This window comes from Flavobacterium hiemivividum (assembly GCF_004349145.1).
In the GTDB taxonomy this organism is placed as follows: Bacteria; Bacteroidota; Bacteroidia; order Flavobacteriales; family Flavobacteriaceae; genus Flavobacterium; species Flavobacterium hiemivividum.
Window position 1 is genome coordinate 24,441 of sequence record NZ_SMFO01000005.1, and the last position, 20,970, is coordinate 45,410.

Below are 20,970 nucleotides of genomic sequence, written 5' to 3' on the forward strand. Positions count from 1 at the left end.
AAATTCTAAAAAGAATATTTTTCTTTACAAACATGCTCCTCCTTTGCAACTTCATTTCCATTTTTATCCAACTCTTTTTTTACAGCTGTTTCACATTCTATATGATCATTACTTCTTATAATAAAAAAGCTAGTTGAAAAACTAATTACAAATAGTAAAGCGATAAAAAATAGTGCTTTTTTTGTAGGCATTTATAAATAGTTAAACTTTCTCGATTACATCTAACTCCACTTTCAAATTCTTGATGATAAATTCCTGCCTGTCTGGCGTATTTTTACCCATATAAAATGAGAGTAATTGCTCAATCGAGGTATTTTTATCCATCATTACAGGATCCAAACGAATGGTTTCTCCAATAAAGTTTTTGAATTCATCTGGTGAAATCTCTCCTAATCCTTTAAATCGGGTAATTTCCGGCTTTGGTTTTAGTTTTTCGATCGCGTCTCTTCTTTCTTCTTCAGAATAACAATAAATGGTTTCTTTTTTGTTTCTAACCCTAAAAAGCGGGGTTTGTAAAATATACAAATGCCCTTCTTTGATTAATTCGGGAAAAAATTGCAGAAAAAATGTAATTATCAATAAACGAATGTGCATTCCATCGACATCGGCATCTGTGGCGATAACAATATTGTTATAACGTAACTTTTCTAATCCATCCTCGATATCTAAAGCCGATTGCAATAAGTTGAACTCTTCATTTTCATAAACAATTTTTTTGCTCATTCCGTAAGAGTTCAAAGGCTTTCCACGTAAACTAAAAACGGCTTGTGTATTGACATCACGTGATTTGGTAATCGATCCTGAAGCCGAATCTCCCTCAGTTATAAAAAGAGTACTTTCTAAGTTTCTAGGATTTTTTGTGTCTGGAAGATGTGCTCTGCAATCTCTCAGTTTTTTATTGTGTAGATTAGCTTTCTTAGCGCGATCTGTGGCAAGTTTTCTGATTCCTGAAAGTTCTTTACGTTCCCTTTCCGCCTGTAAAATTTTACGCAACAAAGCATCGGCAGCTCGTGGATTCTTGTGTAAATAATTATCTAATTTTGTTTTTACAAAATCATTTACAAAAGTTCTTACTGAAGGCATTCCTGGTTCAGACCCCATATCCGTCGAACCTAATTTAGTTTTGGTTTGCGACTCAAAAACAGGTTCCATTACTTTGATGCTAATCGCCGTAACTATAGACTTTCGAACATCTGAGGCTTCAAAACTTTTGTTATAAAACTCCCGAATCGTTTTTACAATAGCTTCGCGATAAGCAGCAAGATGCGTTCCACCCTGTGTGGTATTCTGTCCGTTTACAAACGAATGGTATTCTTCACTATATTGCGTTTTACTGTGTGTTAAAGCAATTTCAATATCCTCTGCTTTCAAGTGAATAATTGGGTATTCTAAATCTTCAGCATTAATAGTTTCTTCTAATAAATCTCTCAGTCCATTCTCAGAAAAATATTTTTCACCATTAAAAATGATGGTCAAACCATTGTTTAGGTAACAATAGTTTTTAAGCATTTTGATGATATATTCAAACCTAAACTTATAGTTTTTAAAGATGGATTCGTCTGGAATAAAAGTAACTTTAGTTCCTTTGCGTTTCGTCGTATCAATAACATCTTCTTCCAACATTAAATTTCCAGCTGAAAATTCGGCGGCCTTTTGTTTCTCATCACGTACTGATTCTACACGGAAATAATTAGACAAAGCATTGACCGCTTTTGTTCCTACTCCGTTCAAACCCACCGATTTTTTGAAGGCCAAAGAATCGTATTTTCCTCCGGTATTCATCTTAGAAACAACATCAATCACTTTTCCTAACGGAATTCCACGACCGTAATCTCTCACGGAAACCGTTTTGTCCTTGATCGTAACTTCAATCGTTTTTCCTGCACCCATGACAAATTCATCGATACAGTTGTCTAGAACCTCTTTTAAAAGAATATAAATACCATCATCTGGTGAAGAACCGTCTCCCAGTTTCCCGATATACATTCCGGGACGCATGCGAATGTGCTCTTTCCAGTCGAGTGACCGAATATTATCTTCGGTATATTGATTTTGATCGGACATTGTAAATTTTGTGGATTTTAACTTCGTTCTGTTCGGACTTCGCTTTCAGCATAGACCTTGAGTGTGCTAATATAGTGTAATTCGATAAATTTAAAAAGGGCTTCGCTTCAAAGTTATTAAAAATGATTTCGACATCATAAAATCAATTCATTTTGGGATTCTATTCCTAAAACTTGTTGGGCAAGAGCAATCATTTTTGGAGTTCCAGTATGTTTATTTTTTTCATCTGATAGTTTTACCACCGCTTCCCAATGACTATTTTCGGGTTTAGTATTCGTAAGTTTAATTACCATATTCATTGCGGGTAAACCCACATCATTGCTAAAGTTTGTTCCAATACCGAAAGACATTTTTATTTTTCCTCGACAAAAATCGGCAATAACTTTTACCTTTTCAAAATTCAAAGAATCAGAGAAAACAATAATTTTCGATTTCGGATCAATGCCCATTTTTTCGTAATGTTCGATCGTTTTTTTGGCAAACTCAATCGGATCGCCACTATCGTGTCGAACACCATCAAAAAGTTTGGAGTATTTTTTATTAAATTGTTCGAAAAAGACTTCGGTTGTGTACGTATCAGTTAAAGCAATTCCAAGATCGCCGTGGTACACTTTTGTCCAATTTTCGAGACTTACGGCATTGGCTACTTTAAATCCGTATTCTGAAGCGTGATACATAAACCATTCATGAGCATGTGTTCCCGACGGTTTTCTGTTTTGCATCATCGCCAAATGCACATTGCTAGTTCCTAAAAAACTATTGGCACCAAAAGTGTCTAAGGTTTCATTAACTAATTTTTGAACTTTATACGAATGACGACGGCGGGTTCCAAATTCTAAAATCACAACACCTAAATTATTATAATTCTCTATTTTAGATTTTGTAATACGTTTTACTTCTTCATCATCAACACGAATTAAGTTTTGCGAAGTATAAAAAAGTTCTGAAATCAAAGCCATCAAGGGAACTTCCCAAAGAATCGTTCGATACCAATATCCTTCGATAATAACTTTCAAATCACTTCCCTGCTGCTCAATTGTAACTTCGGCAGGATCGTATTGATAGCCTTGTAAAAAATCCAAATAAGTTGGGTCTAAATAGGGACAATTATCAGCAAGAAATTTCTTTTCGGCAACTGACAACCTTAAATCAATCATCGCATCGACAGCATTGCGAAGTAATTCAGCAAAATTAGGCGGGAACTCATGTTTACCTCGGTTAATGAATGCATAACGAACTTTCGCCTTTGGAAAAAGCTTGATTACAGCATGCTGCATCGTAAATTTATAGAAGTCATTATCTAAAATGGAATGTAATTGAACTGAAATCATAACTGATTAAAAATTATCTTGTATTAGTTTTTGAAGTTCTTCTCGCAACTCGATGTTGCTAATTTCCTCTTTTTCACTATCAAAATTAGCGTCAAAACTTGGTAACGAGAAAGTTGCTTTTACATTTCCTCCATAAAACGGGAAAGCATTTTTAGCAATTCCTAATACAATTGTAGCACCATTTGCACCTGTAGAAGTTGCCATCAAAAGCATGGGTTTATCTTGAAAAACCCTTTTCTGAATGCGGGTGCACCAGTCAAAAACATTTTTAAAAGCAGCAGAATAGTTACCGTTATTTTCGGCCAAGGAAACCACTAAAATATCAGCACTGGCAATTTTGTCTAAAAACTTTTGTGCTAAAGAATGCTTCCCAATTTCTTCTTCGACATCCACGCTAAAAATAGGCATCTGGTAGGCATTTAAATCAAGCACTTCCACTTCGGCATTTTCGAATAAACTGGAAGCGTAGGTTGCTAATCTTTTATTAATGGATTTTTTACTGGGGCTTGCGCCAAAAGCTATAATTTTCATGACTTTTTTTATAAAAATAGTAAAATTAGCACACCGATGGAAATTTAGCGGTATAAATTAAAAGTTAGTTTATCATTCCGGAGGAATCTCAAGCTACAATAAACTATACTAAGACGATTACAATGGGACAAGCTAGCTGTTTCACGGTTTGTGTGAGATGTTTCCAGGGTCACAAACTAAGTGGGTAATCGATAAAAAACAATATCCCACAAAAAAAACCGTAAAATCACTTCTACGGTTTTCTATATTCTTTTTTCTTTCTTCTATTGTCTTAAATTACACGTTAAATCTAAAGTGCATTACATCACCATCTTTAACGATATATTCTTTTCCTTCTACTTTGAACTTTCCAGCTTCTTTTGCTTTAGCTTCTGAACCATAATGAACGAAGTCTTCATAAGAAATCACCTCAGCACGAATAAATCCTTTTTCGAAATCAGTATGAATTACTCCCGCAGCTTGTGGTGCAGTAGATCCAACGTCGATCGTCCAAGCTCTGACCTCTTTTACACCTGCTGTAAAATAAGTTTGTTGTTTCAATAATTTATAAGCTGCTCTAATTAAAACAGACGCACCTGGCTCAGTTAAACCCATATCTTCTAGAAAAACCTGACGCTCTTCGTAGCTTTCTAATTCAGTAATATCAGCTTCAGCACCTACCGAAAGGATAATAACCTCAGCATCTTCGTCTTTCACTAATTCGCGAACTTGGTCCACATATTTATTTCCGTTTACAGCAGAGTTTTCATCTACGTTGCAAACATACAATACTGGTTTTGCAGTAATTAATTGGAAACCTTCCATCAAAACCTCTTCATCATTATTTTGAGGAGTTATTGTTCTAGCTGATTTTGCTTGAAGCAATGTCTCTCTGATACGGTCTAAAAGTGCTTTCTCAGTTTGCGCTTCTTTGTTTCCAGTTTTGGCTGCGCGATTTACTTTCTCTAAACGTTTTTCAACATTTTCTAAATCTTTCAATTGCAGCTCAATGTCGATTGTTTCTTTGTCGCGAATTGGGTTTACATTTCCGTCAACGTGAACGATATTATCATTATCAAAACAACGTAGAACGTGAATAATAGCGTTACATTCTCTAATGTTTCCTAAGAATTGATTTCCTAAACCTTCTCCTTTACTAGCTCCTTTAACTAAACCTGCAATATCCACAATGTCAACTGTTGCCATTTGAACGCGTTCTGGTTTAACTAGTTCTTCTAGTTTTTCAATTCTTGGATCTGGCACGTTTACAACACCTATATTAGGTTCGATTGTACAAAAAGGAAAGTTAGCACTTTGCGCTTTTGCATTCGATAAACAATTAAATAAAGTTGATTTTCCAACATTTGGTAACCCTACAATTCCTGCTTTCATATTATTTATATTTACGTATAGTATTGTACTACTATAAGTTCTATGTTTACTTTAAAATTTTGCAAATATAAGATTTAATAAACGCTCAAGCAGAAAAAACATTACATTAATACAATTATGTATATTTTTTATAAAAAAAAATTGATTTTACCTTTATTTTGTTAAAAAAAAATTAAATTGCGAATACTTTTACACTAAACAAAAACCAAATTAACTTTATTATGAAAAAAATTGCATTATTATTTTTACTGCTAAACGCCTCGTTTCTTTTTGCACAAAAAGAGATTTCTGGAGTAGTAAAAGACGACTCTGGCAGCCCACTTCCTGGAGTTAACATCGTTGAAAAAGGAACTAATAATGGTGTTTCTACCGATATGGCAGGAACTTACAAGATAAAAGTTCAAGAAGGAGCTACAATCGTTTTTAGCTACATTGGTTTTACCAAAGTAGAAAAAGGGACTTCAAGTTCGAAAGTTGATGTTGTTTTATCAGAAGAAGGTGGGCAGACATTACAAGAAGTGCAAATTGTAGGTTCTAGAAACGCAAAAAGAACTGTAGTAAATTCAGCAGTCCCTATCGATGTTATTAATGTAAGAGATGTAACAACGCAAAGTGGAAAATTAGAGATTAATGAATTGCTACAATATGTTGCTCCTTCATTTAATGCTAATAAACAATCTGGTTCAGATGGGGCAGATCACGTGGATCCAGCTTCATTAAGAGGCTTAGGTCCAGATCAAACTCTAGTTTTAATTAATGGAAAAAGAAGACATCAATCGTCTCTTATCAACCTTTTTGGAACTCGCGGACGTGGAAACACAGGAACCGATTTAAATGCAATTCCAGCGGCTTCTATTAAAAGAATTGAAATCTTGAGAGATGGCGCTGCGGCACAATACGGTTCTGACGCTATCGCGGGAGTAATTAATATTGTATTAAATGATAATGTGGATGAACTTACTGGATCTATTACCTACGGAGCATTTAATACTAATGCTAAAGGCGATTTCCTTGACGGAACAACAAATACAGATGGATATCGCTTAGATCAAAACGGAAATGGAAATTCATACGGAAAAGATCAATCTTTTGATGGTGGCTCCATTAAAGTTGCTGCAAATTATGGTGTTGCAGTGGGCGACAAAGGTGGTTATGCCAACTTCACTACTGAGTATTTAAACAAAAATAAAACATTACGTCCTGGATATGATTTCAGAAAAGGATTTGGAGAAGCAGCTATTCAAGGATTTAACCTTTTTGGAAATTTTGCAATGCCAATATCTGACAAAACTGAGTTCTATGCTTTTGGAGGAAGAAACTATAGAGATACAGATGCTTATGCTTTTACCAGAAATGATGGAGAAAGAGTTGTAGAATCAATCTATCCTGGAGGTTATTCACCAAGAATTACATCAAACATATTAGACAATTCATTTGCAGCTGGTTTTAGAACTGAGACTGCTAGCGGTTGGAAAATTGACATCAGTAATGCTTATGGTCAAAACCTTTTTCATTACTACATAAAAGGAACTATTAATGCTTCATTAGAAGGAGCTTCACCTACAGAATTTGATGCTGGTGGACATAGTTTGAGTCAAAACACAACTAATTTTGATTTCTCTAAAAATTATAGCTCTGTATTAAACGGAATGAATATCGCTTTTGGAGCTGAATTTAGAACAGAAAACTTCAATATTTTTGCTGGAGAAGAAGGTTCTTATTCTACTTATGACACTAATGGAAGAGTGATAATCGACCCTGCAACTCAAACAGCGCCAACGGATCCTATCACAGGAGAACTAAGACCTGGTGGATCTCAAGGTTTTCCTGGATATAGTCCAGCTAACAAAGTTGACAAAAGCCGTACAAACTTGTCATTATATGCTGATACCGAATTTGATATTACAAATTCACTCTTAATAAGTGGAGCAGTTCGTTATGAGAATTATAGCGATTTTGGAAGCACTGTAAACGGAAAAATAGCGGCAAGAATTAAAGCTTCAGAAAATTTCAATATTAGAGGATCTTTGAGCACAGGATTTAGAGCTCCTTCATTAGCTCAAATTTATTACAATTTACGTTTTACAAATTTCAATGCTTCTGGAGCGACAGAAGTTATACTTTCGCCTAATAACAGTCCAGTTACAAATGCCTTTGGAATACAAAAACTAAATGAAGAAAAAGCGGTTAATGCCTCTTTAGGATTTACTGCAAATTTTGGTGATTTTACTGCTACAGTTGATGGGTACTCTATTAAAGTTAAAGACAGAATCGTTTTAACTGGATATTTTGACGCCAGTTCATTCAACTTAGGTGTTTCAGAAGCTCAGTTCTTTACAAATGGAGTGGATACAAAAACTACAGGTTTAGATTTAGTTTTAAATTGGAAAAAATCATTTGGAGATTCCAAATTCGGAGTAACACTTGTTGGAAATATCAATGACATGAAAATTGAAAATGTCAAAAACGGTAATTTAGACGAAGCTATTTTCTTTGGAGATAGAGAAAAAGCATTTTTACTGGCATCTGCACCAAAATCGAAATTTGGTTTAAACCTTAATTATTCAAAAAATAAATTTGATGCAGGTTTGGCTTTCACTAATTTCAGCAAAGTAGTCTTAGTTGACTATAATGATGAAGATGATGTTTATACTGCTAAAACAATTACTGATTTAACTCTAGGATATAAGCTTTCTAAAAGTCTTAAATTAAGCGTAGGAAGTAACAATTTATTTAATATTTATCCAGACAAGCAAGATGAACAAGGAAATACTGAAGCTGGTGGCTACTGGGATTCAGTACAAATGGGATTCAGCGGAGCTTATTACTATGCAAGATTAGGATTTAATTTCTAATTAATTCATTTTATAAAATTTCTAATAATGCGAGGAAGAGCTGTCTGATGACAGCTCTTTTTTTATTTCCCATTCTAAAAACAATCTGTTTTAAGAAAGCCAACAGTCAAATTGTCCATTACTATATTCTTATTATTAACTAAGGAGTGAATAATACAAACTTTACTGATAATTTTATAACAGCTTAAAAGTCAATTACTTTTAAATTTGTGATATACAAATTACTAAAATTAAATATTATGAAAATTATAATGATAGGAATGGTAGCTTTTTTATTTTCTTTAAATATTCAAGCTCAGAAAAAAAATGTAAAGACAGAAGTTAAGACTAATATCACTACGGTAAAAGACTCTGACGGAAAAAAAAGTGTGATTCAAACTAAGGAAATCGAAGAAGTACAAACTATTGAACTGAAAGATGCTGATTCTAAAGTACTAAACAAAGACATAAAAGAAAGTCCAGTAGAAGTTACTGCAACTACAAAAATCACAGAAAACGGAGTAACGAAAGTAATTTCTGTGGATCGATCTGCTTATTATGAATTAGACGGAAAAAAATATAAGGTGGCGAGTGACAATAATGGTTACATCATGTTTAATCCTAATGGCGAAAAATCAGCTGTATTAAGAAAAACATCTAACAACAATTATATCTACAAAGCAAAAGATAAAACATCATATGGTCATTTTAACGCTGATGGAAATTTAGTATTAGAGACTTATGATGAAAATACTGATACAATAACGATCACAACTTATATTATTACTAAATAGTAGAAAGTAATTTCTTAAAAACGAAAAATCCTGTTAGCCTTGGCTAACAGGATTTTTTTATATTATTAAAACAAGTATTAATCTATTCGTTATGTAAAAATGCTTGTCTGTTCAATAAAGTCTCTTCTGTTTCAACATGATTATCATCAGGAATACAACAGTCTACAGGACACACAGCGGCACATTGTGGCTCATCGTGAAACCCTTTACATTCCGTACATTTTCCAGGAACAATGTAATATACCTCGTCAGATATTGGAGTTTGTGCGTCTTCAGCATCAACCTCAGTACCGTCTGGTAAAATAACTTTCCCCGTTAATTTAGTTCCATCTTTATATCTCCAGTCGTCTGCACCTTCATATATTGCTGTATTTGGGCACTCCGGTTCACAAGCCCCACAATTGATACATTCGTCAGTTATAATTATTGCCATTTTATTATAGTATTGGTTATTCGAAATAAAAAAGTCTCACTAAGTCATTTTATGACTTTAAGACTTTTGACTTTCGACATATTAAAGCTTATTTTTGTACAAAATTACAATCAAAACAATTCATAAGCAAACATTATGACATTAGAAACAAAAAAAAGTGTTTTTGTTGAATTAGGAAAGTTCTTAAGCCAATTTTCTGAAGATAATACGATTAAAAACCCTGAAGTTTTAAAGAATAATCAATTTTTTGAGGACTTTACAGCTCTGATAAAATTATCGCAATCTCATAATGGCTGGTACACGCCAGAACAGGTTTATTTTTCGATTCAATCTTGGGCTAGCGCACTTACTGAAGACAATTTGAATCAATGGCTTTCCGCTTACACTATAGATAATGCAAAGCCTAAAAACATTGCTTTAATTTTAGCTGGGAACATTCCTTTAGTTGGTTTTCACGACTTCCTTTCGGTATTAATTACAGGCCATAGTGTCTTAGTTAAAACATCCTCTAACGACCAACATTTACTTCCGTTTATGGCGAAATATATTATCGCTATAGAGCCAAAATTTGCTGATAAAATTACTTTTGTCGAAGGAAAATTAGAAAATTTTGATGCTGTAATAGCTACCGGAAGCAACAATACGGCTCGTTATTTTGAATATTATTTTAAGGACAAACCTTCTATTATTCGAAAAAGTAGAAATTCAGTTGCCATTCTAACTGGGAAAGAGACAAAAGAACAACTGACCGCTTTAGGTGAAGATATCTTCCGTTATTTTGGTTTGGGTTGTCGCAATGTGTCTAAACTTTTTGTACCAAAAGGCTATTCTTTTGATGCTTTTTTTGAAGCTATTTTCGAATATCAAGATGTTATTCATTATGAAAAATATGCCAATAATTATGATTACAATAAGGCTGTTTTCCTAATGAGCAATTTCAAATTGTTAGATAATGGTTTTTTGACTTTAAAAGAAGACAAAAGCCATGCATCTCCAATTTCGAGTGTGTTCTATGAATACTATGATAACCTCAATGAATTGCAAACTCGATTAGAGCAAGAGCGCGACCAAATACAATGTGTGGTGAGTACTAATTTAATTGAAAACAGTATTGATTTTGGACAAACACAACATCCTAAATTATCAGATTACGCAGACAATGTGGACACTATATCGTTTTTGTTAACAACATAATAGAAATATGTGCAATAATAATCGAATATTAATCGCTTTTTAAAGTCCTATTCCCGAAATTTGCTTTTTAATTTTTTGGACTTAAACTACACCATGAAAAAACACAACTACAGCGCAGGACCATGCATTTTACCACAAGAAGTATTTGAGAAATCAGCACAAGCTATTTTAAATTTTAATGATTCAGGATTATCTATTTTAGAAATTTCGCATCGAAGTAAAGACTTTGTAGCCGTTATGGATGAAGCCAGAGCACTAGCTCTTGAATTATTAGGTTTAGAAGGCAAAGGATATAAAGCACTTTTCCTTGCAGGAGGTGCTAGCTTAGAGTTTTTGATGGTTCCTTATAACTTGATGAAAGAAAACGGTAAAGCCGCTTATCTTGACTCAGGAACATGGGCTAGCGGAGCGATAAAAGAAGCTAAATTCTTTGGAGAAACTGTTGTTGTTGCTTCTTCAAAAGAAGAAAATTACAATAATATTCCAAAAGGATATACAGTACCTGCAGATGCAGATTACTTTCACTGTACTAGTAACAATACCATTTTTGGAACTCAAATGAAAGAATTTCCTTCATTAGACATGCCGATGGTATGTGACATGAGTTCTGATATTTTTTCTAGAGTATTAGACTTTACAAAATTTGACATTATCTACGCCGGAGCTCAAAAAAATATGGGCCCTGCAGGAACTACTTTAGTTATCGTAAAAGAAGAAATTCTAGGTAAATCAGGTAGAACGATTCCAAGCATATTGGATTATGAAAAACATATTAAAGCAGATAGCATGTACAATACTCCCCCTGTTTTTCCTGTTTATTCTTCCTTATTAACTTTACAATGGCTAAAAAACCTTGGAGGAATTGCTGCTGTTGAAAAATTAAACAACGCAAAAGCGGCATTATTATATGGTGAAATTGACAGAAACCCATTATTTAAAGGAGCTGCAGCTGTTGAAGACCGTTCTAATATGAATGCTACTTTCTTATTAAATGATGCTGCACACACAGAAACCTTTGATGCAATGTGGAAAGCTGCAGGAATATCTGGAATACCTGGACACCGTTCAGTAGGTGGTTACAGAGCTTCTATGTATAATGCAATGCCAATTGAAAGCGTTCAAGTACTAGTTGATGTGATGCAAGCGCTTGAAGCGAAAGTATAAGTAAACAATATCATAAGTGGGATTCCTAGCCCCGATAGCAGTGAAAATCCTTTATATTTTTTTTCTTTAAAAAAATATAAAGATTGAAACGAATAGCGGGAAATAGCTCCTAAAAACAATAATATAAAATAGGAGGATTAGATTTATTTTTTCCTCGAAATGCAATAAAAAATGAAAGTATTAGCCAACGACGGAATTTCAAAAAGTGGAATTCTAGCTTTAGAAAAAGGTGGATTTGAAGTAATTACAACTAAAGTAGCCCAAGAACAGGTAGCTAACTTTGTAAACGAAAATAACGTAGATGTGGTTCTTGTAAGAAGTGCTACTAAAGTGCGTAAAGATATTATTGATGCTTGCCCAGGATTGAAAATTATTGGTCGTGGTGGTGTAGGAATGGACAATATTGATGTGGATTATGCTAAAAGCAAAGGAATTCACGTAATAAATACTCCGGCTTCATCATCAGAATCAGTAGCTGAATTAGTTTTTGCGCACTTATTTTCTGGTGTACGTTTCTTACACGATTCTAACAGAACAATGCCTCTTGAAGGAGATTCAAACTTTGATGGTTTGAAAAAAGCATACGCTAACGGAGTGGAGTTAAGAGGAAAAACTCTTGGAATAGTTGGAATTGGCCGTATTGGTCAAGCTACTGCAAAAATGGCTCTTGGATTAGGTATGAAAGTAATTGCTGCGGATAGTTTTATTCCACAAGTTGACGTAAAAGTAGAATTCTTTGACGGACAATCGATCACTACAACTATTGTTTCTCAATCAGTAGAATCATTATTTAAAGAGGCTGATTTCATTACTTTGCACGTTCCTGCTCAAGATGGCTACATCATTGGAGAAAAAGAACTAGCAACGATGAAAGATGGTGTAGGTATTGTAAACTGTGCTCGTGGTGGTGTAATTGACGAAGTAGCATTAGTAAAAGCTTTAGACAGCGGAAAAGTATTGTTTGCTGGTTTAGATGTTTTTGAAAGTGAGCCAAAACCAGAAATGGCAATCTTAATGCATTCTAAAATCTCGTTGACTCCACATATTGGTGCTGCAACGGGAGAAGCGCAAGACAGAATAGGCACTGAATTAGCTTCGCAAATTATCAGTTTATTGAAATAGTTATTTCAATTTATACATACAAAAGGGATTCATTAACATCGTTTAATGAATCCCTTTTTTTTTATAAAACTTTACGAATTAACGAATTAAACCGTAACTTTATCTGTCAAAATTTTTATCATGAAAAATAAGGTTTACATAATAGTATTAATTTTAGGTGTCATAATTAGTTGTAATACTTCAAAGTCAGTCGTTTCTAAAGCAGAAAACCCGAATCCTACGGCTAATGATACTGTTAGAATTGCTAACGAGGAACTGGAATATGAAGTAATCATAATTGATCCAGGTTACAGTTCTTGGTTAGCGTCAAGGGCATTCTCTAGGAATTATCACTCTCAATCTTATTTAGAAAACAAAAATAAATTGTGGATCAGCGAATGGAATAGTAGGGTTTTGCAACCTTTTCACTATAATCCCAATCTATACGAAATGACCATAAACTATGATCAAAATGTCGATTATGGATATGAGGTGAATTACTTATTTTATAACTACCTGGTCTATTTTCAAAATACCTACAAACAAAAACTTTTTGGTTATGTTCCTTCGAGATAATGTTACTATATTTGTAATCATTATAAATAAAAATGAAGGAATTAAAAAAACGTTGGAAAATTGAGTCCAATTTTCAACTAGCCATTATATTTATCGGCTTTGCAATTACTGGATCTACTTCGGCTTGGCTATCAAAACCCGTTTGTTTTTGGCTGGGAATTATGAAAGAAGATTTCGGTTTGTGGTACACTCCAGTTCGTTTACTGATAATTTTTCCGATATACCAAGTGCTTTTGGTCTTAGTAGGATTTCTTTTGGGCCAATTTAAATTCTTTTGGGCATTTGAGCAAAAAATGCTTAAAAGCATGGGCTTAGGTTTTCTTTTTAGAACATAAAAAAGACTTAACTTTTACTTTCTCTTTTTATAACATAATTATAGAACCACATTAATGTAAAAGAAGGTATAAAGTCAGTGAATGGGAGTATTTCTTCTAAAAAAGCGACCACTCCACCTACTCGACCTGCAGTTCCTTTATACATTCTTGTCATGAGATAAGCTGCAACTGGCGCCCAAATAACATCTGAAAACTCACCAATCATAGGGACTGTAAAAGATAACATCCCAATAGCATCAAATAAAAGACCTAGAAATAGATCTCTTTTTTTAGTGTTTCTATCCAACTGCAGCCCGACTTTTTCCATTATTTTTTAAGTTTATCGTGATACACTTTTTTCAATTTTTCTATCTTAGGAGTGATGATGTAAGAGCAATAGCCTTGCGTTTTATTACCGTTATAATAATTTTGATGGTAATCCTCCGCTTCATAAAATTTTGATACTGGGGAAATAGCAGTTACAATAGTCTTTCCAAAGGTATCTTCTCTCGTCATTAAATCAATGTAGTCTTCAGCTGTTTTTTTCTGTTCTTCGCTATGATAAAAAATTTCACTGCGGTATTGAGTCCCCACATCATTTCCTTGACGATTTAATGTAGTAGGATCATGGGTGGCGAAAAATATTTCTAAGAGTTCGCCAAATGATATTTCCTCCGGATCAAAAGTGATTTGAATCGCTTCAGCATGACCTGTGTCGCCACCGCAAATCTCTTTATATGTAGGATTAATCGTCTCTCCTCCAATATATCCTGAAACAACGCTATTTACTCCCTCTAATTCTAAAAACACTGCTTCTGTACACCAAAAACAACCTCCTGCAAACGTAGCTACTTCCATTCCTTTTTCTATTTCCATAGTTTTTAAGTATTTTAATTTAGGGTACATACTACTGTTTTTCAGTTTACATTTCGAAATTAACAACATTACAAATAAAATAAAATTGTCTTTAAATCCGTAACACCCTTCTTGTAATTCAAATTTAGGGTTTTAAAAAGTCTCTCCTATTTCTAATTAACTAAATTTTATAGTTTACGCCATCAAAATTATTTTGTTCGTCATTAAATATTCATTTAAATCTTTGTTTCTTTGCAGCAAAGAGCTTCCTATGATACATGCCAAAAATCTACATAAATATTACGACCAACTCCATGTTTTAAAAGGAGTGGATTTACATATTAAAAAAGGTGAAATCGTTTCTATTGTTGGTGCTTCTGGCGCAGGAAAAACGACGCTTTTGCAAATCCTTGGAACTTTGGATAGACCATCAGAAGAAAAGGAAATAGAGCTTCGCATCAACAATGAAGACATTCTGAAAATGAATGATAAAAACCTTTCTAAATTTCGAAATTTAAATCTTGGTTTTATCTTTCAGTTTCATCAGTTACTACCTGAGTTTACAGCATTAGAAAATGTGTGTATTCCTGCTTATATCGCCAATAAATCAAAACAAGAAACTGAAACTGAGGCAAAAAAATTATTGGACTTTCTAGGATTATCGCACCGACTTGATCATAAACCCAATGAACTTTCAGGAGGAGAACAACAGCGAGTGGCGGTTGCACGCGCATTGATAAATAAACCGGCGATTATATTTGCCGATGAGCCTTCTGGTAACCTTGACACCGCATCGGCAGAAAACTTGCACCAATTGTTTTTTAAATTGCGTGACGAATTTGGTCAAACTTTTGTGATTGTAACGCATAACGAAGAATTAGCGAACATGGCCGACAGAAAACTGGTGATGGTCGATGGCCAAATTAGCAAACAGTAATCATTCGCAGTATTCTGTATTCTGTTCTGAATAAACAGAAAAATCCATATTATCCGTATCTCATTCAATGAATCAAGCTGAACTCAAATCATTTCTCGACGAAAAAGTCATTCAATACAATACCCTAGACTTTATAGAAAGTGATCCGGTGCAAATACCACATCTCTTTACTCGAAAAGAAGATATCGAAATCGCCGGTTTTCTTAGCGCAACCATTGCTTGGGGAAATCGGACTATGATTATCAAAAATTCGCATCGAATGATCGATTTGATGGGAAATGCTCCTTTTGACTTTGTGATGTCTCATACTGAGGATGATTTACAAAGATTAGAATCTTTCGTACATCGTACTTTTAACGGCCAGGATTTTAGCTTTTTTATAAAAAGTCTTCAAAATATTTATACGAATCACGATGGTCTCGAAGCTGTTTTTTCTAAAAATCAAGAGACACCTTCAATACAAAAAAGCATCTCTGAGTTTAAGAAAATATTTTTCGAAATCCCACATGCACAACGTACTCAAAAACACGTTTCTGACCCTATGAATGGATCGGCGGCAAAACGAATTAATATGTATTTAAGATGGATGTGTCGCCAAGACAGCAAAGGAGTAGATTTAGGAATTTGGAAAAGTATCTCTCCTTCTATTTTGTCTTGCCCTTTAGACGTCCATTCTGGTAATGTTGCTCGAAAACTTGGGCTGCTAACTCGAAAACAAAATGATGGCAAAGCACTAGCGGAATTAGATTTACAACTTCGGAAATTAGATTCAACGGATCCCGTTAAATATGATTTTGCACTCTTTGGATTGGGAGTTTTTGAAGGATTTTAATATTCAAATTATACTGTTTTCCAGCAGATATTTGCTCTATTTATAAAATATCTCTTGTATAAAACGGATTTTTGGGATTGTTACCAACCTATTTTTGATATTAAAAGGAAATAGATATGTTATTCATCGGTACATTTAACACTTTATCGTGTTTATCATGAACAAATTACACTATTTTCGCACTAAATAAATATTAAAAAATGGCAGTCTTTTTTAAAATAGACAGGAAATTATTTATAAAATAAAAACTCAGAGAAAGAATAATACGTATACATCAGTATAAAAGATCAAGTTCGAGTGAACTAAAATTATGATACGACATTAATATGAAAAAGATTTTAATAGCCGAAGATAATTCAATGCTATCCTTATTACTTAAATTCCGGTTAGAAAAAGAAGGATACGAGCTTCTAATTGCCGAAAATGGAAAAGAAACGATAGCGCTAATTGAGGAACACAATCCTGAATTAATTCTAACAGACATAATGATGCCTTTTATTAGCGGACTTGAAATCATAAGTCATGTACGTAATACATTAAAAAACAGCACTCCTATAATCGTTTTTTCGGCATCAGGCCAAGAAGAAATAGTACTAAAAGCCTTTAAATTAGGAGCTACTGATTTTATGACAAAACCTTTTAGTCCAAATGAAATGGTTAATAGAGTAAAACGAATTTTGCGATAATAGATATGATTTCGAGTAATTATTTTATTGATCTTTTTAAAAGCTCTTCTGTTGTCATTGAATTAGTATGGATTCTAATAGTAATTCTAATCGCTTCCATTATTGCTGTCCTAATCTATTTGAAATTTTTAAGAACGATCTTACGCAGAAATGAAAAATCAAAAAAGACCTTAGGAAAAGAATTTGAAACTAAAATTATCACCTATTTATATTCAGCTGATGAGGATAGTGATAAAATTAGTTCAGAGCAACAATTAATCATTGAAGATTTAAAAAAAGAAACTTCTAAAGAGTATAGAAAAGACATTCTTATTGCAACGATGTTAAAGTTGAGTTATGAAATTTCTGGAGAAATGGCTAATTCGATCAATAAACTTTATGTAGAAACTAGTTTGCTAGAACATTCCCTTTGGAAAATAAAAAATAAAAAATGGAATTTAATTGCTGAAGGAATCAGAGAACTTACGCTGTTTGAAGTAAAGGAAGTTGAAGATTTAGTTAAAAAGCATATCAACCATCCCAAAAGTGAAGTGCGAAGTGTAATACAATTGTACCTTGTTAGTTTGTTTCATTTTAAAGGTCTGGATTTTTTGAATGACATAAAAACCCCTATATCAGAATGGGACCAAATCCAATTATTAGAAGTGCTGCAGTTACTGAAAACTCAGGAAATTTCGGGTATAAACAACTGGCTTAAATCATCTAATGAATCTGTAGTGATTTTTTCTTTAAAAATGGCCAAAATATACAATCGTTATGGCGCAAAGGACGAGCTTATTTCACTTTTAAAACACCCTTCGTTAGCAGTGCGAATTCAAGCAATTGAAGTAATCAGCCACCTGAGTATTATAGAAGCTAAACCAGAATTAATTGGAAATTTTGATGAGCTTGCTATAGAAGAACAAATTGCCTTTTTTACAATGATGGAAAACACCTATGAAGTGACTGACAAGCCATTTATTCTGGATAATATCCAAAATCCAAATTTTGAAATTAAATTCTCAGCACTGACAATTTTAAAAGAATTAAGTCTAGAAGATTTCAATAGTTTTAAGGTGTTGTCTGTGGATCCTGATTTTGTTAAAATTATCAAACATTTAGAATTAAATTAAGCACTTCCTCTATGAATAATTTTATCCTCGTTATGCGGTTTTTATTTTTCCTCTATAGTTTTGTACTTATAGGATCTTACATTGTTCTAGGGATTATTTCTATAATTGAGAGTATCGCCTATATGAAGAAGAATAGTTTTGTTAACTACAACAAAATTTTATCTTCTAATATTTCTCCTTCAATCTCCATCATAGCTCCGGCTTATAATGAGAGTTTAAATATTATTGAAAATGTACGGTCATTACTTTCCTGTCATTACGCTAATTATGACGTTATAATTGTAAACGACGGTAGTAAAGACGACAGTTTAGAAAAGCTTATCGCAGCCTACGATTTGGTAAAAGTAGACTTCCTAATTAATGAGCAGATACCTACAAAACCACTTCGAAACGGGATATACAAATCAACCAATCCAGCCTTTGAAAAATTAATAATTGTTGATAAAGAAAATGGCGGAAAGGCAGACGCTCTTAATATGGGATTGAATATTAGTGCTAACAAATATGTTGCCTGTATCGATGTCGATTGTCTGTTAATCGAAGACGCATTACTCAAATTGGTCAAACCTTTTCTCGAAACTACAGACACGCAAGTTATTGCTGCCGGCGGTGTAATTAGGATTGCAAATTCGTGCATTATTAAAGAAGGTAAAATGCTTGAAATCAACCTTCCAAATAAACTGATGCTCCAAGGGCAAATTCTAGAATATTTACGAGCTTTTCTACTTGGAAGAATGGCTTGGAGCAGGTTAAATGGATTGTTAGTTATTTCAGGAGCTTTTGGACTATTCGATAAAAAGATTGCAATTAGTGTGGGAGGCTATGACACTAAAACTGTAGGAGAAGATATGGAAATTATTGTTCGAATGAGACGCTATATGGAAGAACTAGAAAGCAAACCCAAATATAAAGTGGCCTATATTCCTGATCCACTTTGCTGGACAGAAGCTCCTGATAGTTATAAAGTATTTATTTCTCAAAGAAATCGCTGGACTCGTGGCACTATAGAAACACTGAAAATACACCGAAAAATTGGCTTCAATAAAAATTACGGAGCGATGGGACTTCTAAGTTATCCCTATTGGTTTTTATTCGAAAGAATGGCACCTATAATCGAGATATTAGGACTAATCTATTTTGGAGTTCTTATTGCTTACGAAAAAGTAAGATGGGATTACACCCTTGCTTTTATACTTGTAGCCTATTTATTTACTGTTTTGTTTTCGATAATATCCATAATTTCTGAAGAACTTACTTATCATCAATACAAGAAAAAAGGAACAGGAATTAAATTAATTCTTATCACCTTCTTAGAACCATTTGTCATTCATCCGTTCATATTATACGCTGCTTTTAGAGGAAACATGGACTACTATTTTAACAAAAAGAAAAAATGGGGAGAAATGACTAGAACTGGAATGTCTAAAGTTTAAATATTTAAAATATAAATCTAAGAGATGGAGATTAAAAAAATGATCTGTAAAATAATTTTAAAACTAAGTGTTATACTGATTTTTTTATGTGCCTTTCAAATGTTGGGGCAAGAAAAAGAATTCAGCGGAGATCCAGACGGCGCCTTCAACACTGCACGAGACTTAGCAACTAACAATCAACGTAAACAAGCACAGGATACTTTACTTTTTATTTTGACAAAATATCCAGATTATCATGATGTTCGTATTTACTTGGCGACGACTTATGGATGGGACGGAGATAATAAAAAAGCAAAAAAGGAATTTGAAGTTGTTTTAGAAAAAGATCCAAAAAACAAGCCTGCCTGGCAGGGAATAATTCAAAATGAATTATGGGCAAATGCTCCTTTTATCGCTTTAAAAATGTCTGACAGAGCCTTAGAGCATTTTCCAAAAGACGCGGACATATTGTTCTTAAAAGCCAAGTCCCAGGAACAGATAGAAAAAAATTCGGATGCTTTGGATACTGTCAATTTGATACTTCAGGAAAATCCAGATAACCAAAAAGCAGAAGAACTTAGATACATTTTACGAAAAAAGGTAAGTCTCAATACTATCGGTTTAATTGTGTCAGCCGATTTTTTTTCTGAAATTTTCGAACCTATTCAATATCATAGTCTGAAATATGGACGCCAAACTAAACTGGGATTTGTAACTGCTAAACTGAATTTCAACAGGAAATTAAATACTAACGGTACACAGCTAGAAATAGAAATGTATCCTAAAATTATTAATGGACTTTATGGTTACATTAATGCAGGATATTCAAATTCTTCACTTTTCCCTAAAACAAAATACGGTGCTGAACTTTTCAAAGCATTACCTCACGGTCTCGAAGCCTCCCTTGGTTTTCGTACGCTGAATTATGCAACCACAACTAATTTCTACACTGCTTCTGTAAGTTGGTACACGGGTAACAGCTACTGGTCGTTTCGTCCTTATCTTACTCCGGGAGATTTGGGAACCAGTTTTTCTGGGGCTTTGACTTATCGAAAATACCGATCGGATGCCGATAATTATTTCAGTGTTTCAGCAGGTGTGGGATATTCGCCCGAGCTAAACCAGTTCAATTACACGGCTGTGGATAACGTCAAAATAGGATTGAAATCGCAAAAAATTAATTTAGGTTATAATTTTACTTCTCGCAATCAGCTAAATATTTACAATACTCAATTCGGAATAACGCATCAGGAAGAACTATCCAGTCCTGGTGATTATTATTGGGTTTATTTCGTAGCCTTTACTTGGGATGTGCGTTTCAGATAAATTTGCTTCCAGTTCGAAATTCGAACTGGAAGCCACGAAATAGAATTAAAAAAAAATAGGATATAGCCTTGGAAAAATTAGGAAGAAATTTATGAGTTTACAA

General features: G+C 33.7%; 21 protein-coding genes. 13 read left to right on the forward strand and 8 right to left on the reverse strand.

What is annotated here, in order from left to right:
- Positions 1-5: 5 nt before the first annotated feature.
- The 5 genes from E0F98_RS08660 to ychF form a co-directional block, all read right to left on the reverse strand.
- Complete coding sequence (locus E0F98_RS08660; RefSeq protein ID WP_132110512.1) at positions 6-191, reverse strand: hypothetical protein; 186 nt, start codon at positions 189-191, stop codon at positions 6-8.
- A gap of 10 nt (positions 192-201) precedes the next feature.
- Entirely contained in the window at positions 202-2,064 is a 1,863-nt protein-coding gene (locus tag E0F98_RS08665; RefSeq protein WP_132110514.1) for a DNA topoisomerase IV subunit B, read from the reverse strand.
- 134 nt (positions 2,065-2,198) lie between these two features.
- Positions 2,199-3,395, reverse strand: coding sequence for a nicotinate phosphoribosyltransferase (pncB, locus tag E0F98_RS08670; RefSeq protein WP_132110516.1), 1,197 nt, complete (start codon positions 3,393-3,395; stop codon positions 2,199-2,201).
- A gap of 6 nt (positions 3,396-3,401) precedes the next feature.
- Positions 3,402-3,926, reverse strand: coding sequence for an NADPH-dependent FMN reductase (locus E0F98_RS08675; RefSeq protein WP_132110518.1), 525 nt, complete (start codon positions 3,924-3,926; stop codon positions 3,402-3,404).
- A gap of 276 nt (positions 3,927-4,202) precedes the next feature.
- Positions 4,203-5,297, reverse strand: coding sequence for a redox-regulated ATPase YchF (ychF, locus tag E0F98_RS08680; RefSeq protein WP_132110520.1), 1,095 nt, complete (start codon positions 5,295-5,297; stop codon positions 4,203-4,205).
- 221 nt (positions 5,298-5,518) lie between these two features.
- On the opposite strand from ychF, the gene E0F98_RS08685 reads away from it, so the two are divergent.
- Both E0F98_RS08685 and E0F98_RS08690 read left to right on the forward strand, forming a co-directional pair.
- Positions 5,519-8,152, forward strand: coding sequence for a TonB-dependent receptor (locus tag E0F98_RS08685; RefSeq protein WP_132110522.1), 2,634 nt, complete (start codon positions 5,519-5,521; stop codon positions 8,150-8,152).
- 239 nt (positions 8,153-8,391) lie between these two features.
- A complete protein-coding gene (locus E0F98_RS08690; protein ID WP_132110524.1) occupies positions 8,392-8,925 on the forward strand; it encodes a hypothetical protein in 534 nt (177 codons plus the stop codon).
- 82 nt (positions 8,926-9,007) lie between these two features.
- On the opposite strand, the gene E0F98_RS08695 is transcribed toward E0F98_RS08690, so the two are convergent.
- The gene (locus E0F98_RS08695; protein WP_132110526.1) at positions 9,008-9,358 is read right to left on the reverse strand and encodes a 4Fe-4S dicluster domain-containing protein; all 351 of its coding nucleotides are present in this window, start codon (positions 9,356-9,358) and stop codon (positions 9,008-9,010) included.
- Between the two features lie 135 nt (positions 9,359-9,493).
- On the opposite strand from E0F98_RS08695, the gene E0F98_RS08700 reads away from it, so the two are divergent.
- From E0F98_RS08700 to E0F98_RS08720, 5 genes are all read left to right on the forward strand, one after another.
- On the forward strand, positions 9,494-10,552 hold the full coding sequence (locus tag E0F98_RS08700) for an acyl-CoA reductase (RefSeq protein WP_132110528.1): 1,059 nt from the start codon (positions 9,494-9,496) through the stop codon (positions 10,550-10,552).
- Between the two features lie 93 nt (positions 10,553-10,645).
- Positions 10,646-11,716 (forward strand): 3-phosphoserine/phosphohydroxythreonine transaminase, encoded by a 1,071-nt coding sequence (gene serC, locus E0F98_RS08705; protein ID WP_132110530.1) that lies wholly within the window; start codon positions 10,646-10,648, stop codon positions 11,714-11,716.
- A gap of 171 nt (positions 11,717-11,887) precedes the next feature.
- Positions 11,888-12,838, forward strand: a complete 951-nt coding sequence (locus E0F98_RS08710; RefSeq protein WP_132110532.1) for a D-2-hydroxyacid dehydrogenase — start codon at positions 11,888-11,890, stop codon at positions 12,836-12,838.
- 120 nt (positions 12,839-12,958) lie between these two features.
- A complete protein-coding gene (locus E0F98_RS08715; RefSeq protein ID WP_132110534.1) occupies positions 12,959-13,393 on the forward strand; it encodes a DUF6146 family protein in 435 nt (144 codons plus the stop codon).
- Positions 13,394-13,425: 32 nt separating this feature from the next.
- Positions 13,426-13,728: a DUF6787 family protein gene (locus E0F98_RS08720; protein ID WP_132110536.1), complete on the forward strand. Its 303-nt coding sequence runs from the start codon at positions 13,426-13,428 to the stop codon at positions 13,726-13,728.
- A gap of 7 nt (positions 13,729-13,735) precedes the next feature.
- Here E0F98_RS08720 and E0F98_RS08725 read toward each other — a convergent pair whose 3' ends face one another.
- Both E0F98_RS08725 and msrA read right to left on the reverse strand, forming a co-directional pair.
- Entirely contained in the window at positions 13,736-14,035 is a 300-nt protein-coding gene (locus E0F98_RS08725; RefSeq protein WP_132110538.1) for a hypothetical protein, read from the reverse strand.
- Positions 14,035-14,613, reverse strand: a complete 579-nt coding sequence (gene msrA / locus E0F98_RS08730) for a peptide-methionine (S)-S-oxide reductase MsrA (RefSeq protein ID WP_394345847.1) — start codon at positions 14,611-14,613, stop codon at positions 14,035-14,037. The genes E0F98_RS08725 and msrA overlap by 1 nt, the downstream gene beginning before the upstream one ends.
- A 220-nt stretch (positions 14,614-14,833) precedes the next feature.
- Here msrA and E0F98_RS08735 point away from each other — a divergent pair, with 220 nt between their 5' ends.
- The 6 genes from E0F98_RS08735 to E0F98_RS08760 all read left to right on the forward strand — a co-directional run bounded on the left by E0F98_RS08735 (position 14,834) and on the right by E0F98_RS08760 (position 20,867).
- Positions 14,834-15,499, forward strand: a complete 666-nt coding sequence (locus E0F98_RS08735; RefSeq protein WP_132110540.1) for an ABC transporter ATP-binding protein — start codon at positions 14,834-14,836, stop codon at positions 15,497-15,499.
- Positions 15,500-15,566: 67 nt separating this feature from the next.
- A complete protein-coding gene (locus tag E0F98_RS08740) occupies positions 15,567-16,331 on the forward strand; it encodes a TIGR02757 family protein (RefSeq protein WP_132110542.1) in 765 nt (254 codons plus the stop codon).
- Positions 16,332-16,657: 326 nt separating this feature from the next.
- Entirely contained in the window at positions 16,658-17,017 is a 360-nt protein-coding gene (locus tag E0F98_RS08745) for a response regulator transcription factor (RefSeq protein WP_132110544.1), read from the forward strand.
- Positions 17,018-17,022: 5 nt separating this feature from the next.
- Positions 17,023-18,129 carry a hypothetical protein gene (locus tag E0F98_RS08750; protein WP_132110546.1) on the forward strand — a complete coding sequence of 369 codons (1,107 nt, stop codon included), beginning with the start codon at positions 17,023-17,025 and terminating at the stop codon, positions 18,127-18,129.
- 11 nt (positions 18,130-18,140) lie between these two features.
- Positions 18,141-19,562, forward strand: a complete 1,422-nt coding sequence (locus E0F98_RS08755; protein ID WP_165929300.1) for a glycosyltransferase family 2 protein — start codon at positions 18,141-18,143, stop codon at positions 19,560-19,562.
- 24 nt (positions 19,563-19,586) lie between these two features.
- The gene (locus tag E0F98_RS08760) at positions 19,587-20,867 is read left to right on the forward strand and encodes a YaiO family outer membrane beta-barrel protein (RefSeq protein WP_243699219.1); all 1,281 of its coding nucleotides are present in this window, start codon (positions 19,587-19,589) and stop codon (positions 20,865-20,867) included.
- Positions 20,868-20,970: the final 103 nt, after the last annotated feature.

Coding starts and splice junctions, on each gene's coding strand:
- serC (WP_132110530.1), top strand. CDS start 10,646: ATGAAAAAACACAACTACAGCGCAGGACCATGCATTTTACCACAAGAA.
- pncB (WP_132110516.1), bottom strand. CDS start 3,395: ATGATTTCAGTTCAATTACATTCCATTTTAGATAATGACTTCTATAAA.
- E0F98_RS08720 (WP_132110536.1), top strand. CDS start 13,426: ATGAAGGAATTAAAAAAACGTTGGAAAATTGAGTCCAATTTTCAACTA.
- msrA (WP_394345847.1), bottom strand. CDS start 14,613: ATGTACCCTAAATTAAAATACTTAAAAACTATGGAAATAGAAAAAGGA.
- ychF (WP_132110520.1), bottom strand. CDS start 5,297: ATGAAAGCAGGAATTGTAGGGTTACCAAATGTTGGAAAATCAACTTTA.
- E0F98_RS08740 (WP_132110542.1), top strand. CDS start 15,567: ATGAATCAAGCTGAACTCAAATCATTTCTCGACGAAAAAGTCATTCAA.
- E0F98_RS08710 (WP_132110532.1), top strand. CDS start 11,888: ATGAAAGTATTAGCCAACGACGGAATTTCAAAAAGTGGAATTCTAGCT.
- E0F98_RS08725 (WP_132110538.1), bottom strand. CDS start 14,035: ATGGAAAAAGTCGGGCTGCAGTTGGATAGAAACACTAAAAAAAGAGAT.
- E0F98_RS08735 (WP_132110540.1), top strand. CDS start 14,834: ATGATACATGCCAAAAATCTACATAAATATTACGACCAACTCCATGTT.
- E0F98_RS08675 (WP_132110518.1), bottom strand. CDS start 3,926: ATGAAAATTATAGCTTTTGGCGCAAGCCCCAGTAAAAAATCCATTAAT.
- E0F98_RS08755 (WP_165929300.1), top strand. CDS start 18,141: ATGAATAATTTTATCCTCGTTATGCGGTTTTTATTTTTCCTCTATAGT.
- E0F98_RS08715 (WP_132110534.1), top strand. CDS start 12,959: ATGAAAAATAAGGTTTACATAATAGTATTAATTTTAGGTGTCATAATT.
- E0F98_RS08745 (WP_132110544.1), top strand. CDS start 16,658: ATGAAAAAGATTTTAATAGCCGAAGATAATTCAATGCTATCCTTATTA.
- E0F98_RS08695 (WP_132110526.1), bottom strand. CDS start 9,358: ATGGCAATAATTATAACTGACGAATGTATCAATTGTGGGGCTTGTGAA.
- E0F98_RS08690 (WP_132110524.1), top strand. CDS start 8,392: ATGAAAATTATAATGATAGGAATGGTAGCTTTTTTATTTTCTTTAAAT.
- E0F98_RS08700 (WP_132110528.1), top strand. CDS start 9,494: ATGACATTAGAAACAAAAAAAAGTGTTTTTGTTGAATTAGGAAAGTTC.
- E0F98_RS08685 (WP_132110522.1), top strand. CDS start 5,519: ATGAAAAAAATTGCATTATTATTTTTACTGCTAAACGCCTCGTTTCTT.
- E0F98_RS08750 (WP_132110546.1), top strand. CDS start 17,023: ATGATTTCGAGTAATTATTTTATTGATCTTTTTAAAAGCTCTTCTGTT.
- E0F98_RS08760 (WP_243699219.1), top strand. CDS start 19,587: ATGGAGATTAAAAAAATGATCTGTAAAATAATTTTAAAACTAAGTGTT.
- E0F98_RS08660 (WP_132110512.1), bottom strand. CDS start 191: ATGCCTACAAAAAAAGCACTATTTTTTATCGCTTTACTATTTGTAATT.
- E0F98_RS08665 (WP_132110514.1), bottom strand. CDS start 2,064: ATGTCCGATCAAAATCAATATACCGAAGATAATATTCGGTCACTCGAC.